General features: G+C 41.0%; 2 protein-coding genes and 1 pseudogene. All 3 read right to left on the bottom strand.

The window, feature by feature from the left end; translation table 11 throughout:
- Positions 1–205: 205 nt before the first annotated feature.
- The gene (locus FKN88_RS17320) at positions 206–976 is read right to left on the bottom strand and encodes an alpha/beta fold hydrolase (protein ID WP_154171040.1); all 771 of its coding nucleotides are present in this window, start codon (positions 974–976) and stop codon (positions 206–208) included.
- A gap of 221 nt (positions 977–1,197) precedes the next feature.
- Positions 1,198–1,248: pseudogene (locus tag FKN88_RS17315) on the bottom strand (DUF645 family protein); the annotation flags it as partial.
- Between the two features lie 421 nt (positions 1,249–1,669).
- Complete coding sequence (locus FKN88_RS17310; protein WP_001249002.1) at positions 1,670–2,140, bottom strand: hypothetical protein; 471 nt, start codon at positions 2,138–2,140, stop codon at positions 1,670–1,672.
- Between the last annotated feature and the right edge of the window lie 143 nt (positions 2,141–2,283).

The raw sequence follows: 2,283 nt of genomic DNA, 5'->3' as shown, positions 1-2,283 counted from the left end.
GGAAGGAGTCTTGATTGATTTAGCAGCTTCGCGAGCGAAGGCTTCTAGAGCTTTCTTATCCATATTGCTTATCCTTAGCCATGACTGGCTTAATTATAAGCAGATACACAATTTAAATTACAGGCTCCTAAATTCTATGCTCAGAGACGGCTGCATGTGGGATGCAAACAGCGCCAAAATTAACTCTTGACGCCATAGTCTCTTGTTAGTTTTTGTGCTGCAACAAGAACTGTTCTAACATTTTACCAACCAATTCCGGAGATTCTTGATGCGAAGAATGTCCTGTCAATGGGATATTCGCAAAACTACAACCTGTAATTTTCGACTTTAAAGCCGCTGCCTCTTCCAACGAAAACAAGAAGTCATTATCACCTCGCATTACTAATGTCGGGCAACTAATTTTTTCAACTAATTTATGTGGGTAACCAGATTTTGTTGTATCAAGCCAGACTGCTTTTACAGCGTCTACGAGTTTAGGGAAATCCGGTTTAGGATTTGACGCCTTATATAAAGCAACATCATCGGCAAACCTTGATGACCAAAATTCAGCCGTCAAACCACTTAGTAATTCAACCGATGGATCATCTGCTTCTAATCGCCACTGCGAACCAAGTGTCACTAAACAAGATACCCTTTCCGGCTCTTGTATTGCTAACCGATAACCTACGATACCACCGTCACTGAAACCAAAAATTGAATATTTATCGATGCCCAAATAGCTCAGAACATGCTGAACGTCTTGTTGATATTGCATGTAATTAAGTGGACGATCACCTAAAAGAGACTTCCCGTGACCACGGAAATCTATACTTATCAATTGATAGTCAGCAGCAACATATTTATGAATTGAACTTAACTCATTCAATGAACCAAGACCGCCATGAAGCATCAATAAGGGCTTGCCATCATGATTACCTGAAAGCTCGTAATAAATCTCGGAGCCACTAACACTTACATACCCATTTTTATTTTTCATTTTATCGACCAACTACGTTTGTATTGATTTGACCTGAAAAAACTAACGCCCGCCTAAGGGGCTGGCAACGCATTACCACTAAACTCAAACACAACAACCATAACCACCGCGGCTCAATGGGACTGGAAACGCCACGCGTTGACAGTCCCTCTTGAGGCGTTTGTTAGTTTCGTAGTCTATTGTTTAGCAATGATTTTTAACACATTTGCTTGAAAGTCATTTTACGCAAATGCATCGAACAAGCACACGTCCAACGCCAAAAGCTGTGAAGTTGACTGCCAAAACTCAAAACAATAAAGGTTAAGTTGGCCACTTACCGAATTTCCGACAAAGAAAGCGCGATTTCAGCGACAATGCAGCCTTTGTGAAACGAAACTTTCCGTGTGGAGCATCCAACAACATTGAAGCATCGAAACTTGATGGTTTTCAGCGACTTTGAAACTACTGAACTTTCAACGCTTTCTACCAAATCAGCATCAAGCCAAACTTAAAAGTCCAGTTGTGCAGTTTGAACGCCAAAAGCTGAATTTTCAGAACCTTGGGCGTAAATTTTTGATGATCTTTCCTGAGAGAAACTAACGCCGCGTTAAGGGGCAGCCAACGCTACTACCAACTTTCTGCATAACACCGTAACCACCGAAATCAACGCACAGTAAAAATGCCACGCGTTGGCTGTCCCTCTTTAACGCTTTGTTAGGCAAAATTTCTAACGCTCAACTCGTAAGTTGTAAATCTATTACCCAACATCTTTGTTGAAAACACTCTTTGAGACTTTCTACGCAAGAAATCGTACTCTGGACGCGTATGCAGTAAGTGGATATATACCATCTCGTGACCATAGTTTCGAGACCAAGTCATAAGTGACTTAAATACCTGCTTACCAAGCCCCCAACAACTATCATCGAGAACCATAGCAATTTCAAAGCCCAACTCCGACGACTGAATACCACACCAACCAACTAAGTTTTCATCTAACTCTATAGCTCTTACTTTACAACCTTCAATTCGGTCTTCGTTGAGTTTATCCTTAATCCAATACTTCACTGACACAGAATCAAACTCATCGTGAGCAACTAGATGCTTTCGAATACTTAACTTGTTTAATATTGGGAGAAATTTTTCAGGCTCAATTTCATCGAGATGAACATATCTAATTTGTCTCATTAGTCACCCATTTTGCCTAACGCCGCGTTAAGGGGTGAGCAACGCAACTACCAACTCACCGCATTACACTAAAAACTAATAAAATCAACGCATAACGAAAATGCCGCGCGTTGCGAATCCCTCTTGAACGCTTTGTTATGCAG

Source organism: Vibrio sp. 2017_1457_13, assembly GCF_030851525.1.
GTDB lineage: Bacteria > Pseudomonadota > Gammaproteobacteria > Enterobacterales > Vibrionaceae > Vibrio > Vibrio metschnikovii.
This window is presented reverse-complemented; position numbering and strand designations above follow the sequence as displayed.

Coding starts and splice junctions, on each gene's coding strand:
- FKN88_RS17320 (WP_154171040.1), bottom strand. CDS start 976: ATGAAAAATAAAAATGGGTATGTAAGTGTTAGTGGCTCCGAGATTTAT.
- FKN88_RS17310 (WP_001249002.1), bottom strand. CDS start 2,140: ATGAGACAAATTAGATATGTTCATCTCGATGAAATTGAGCCTGAAAAA.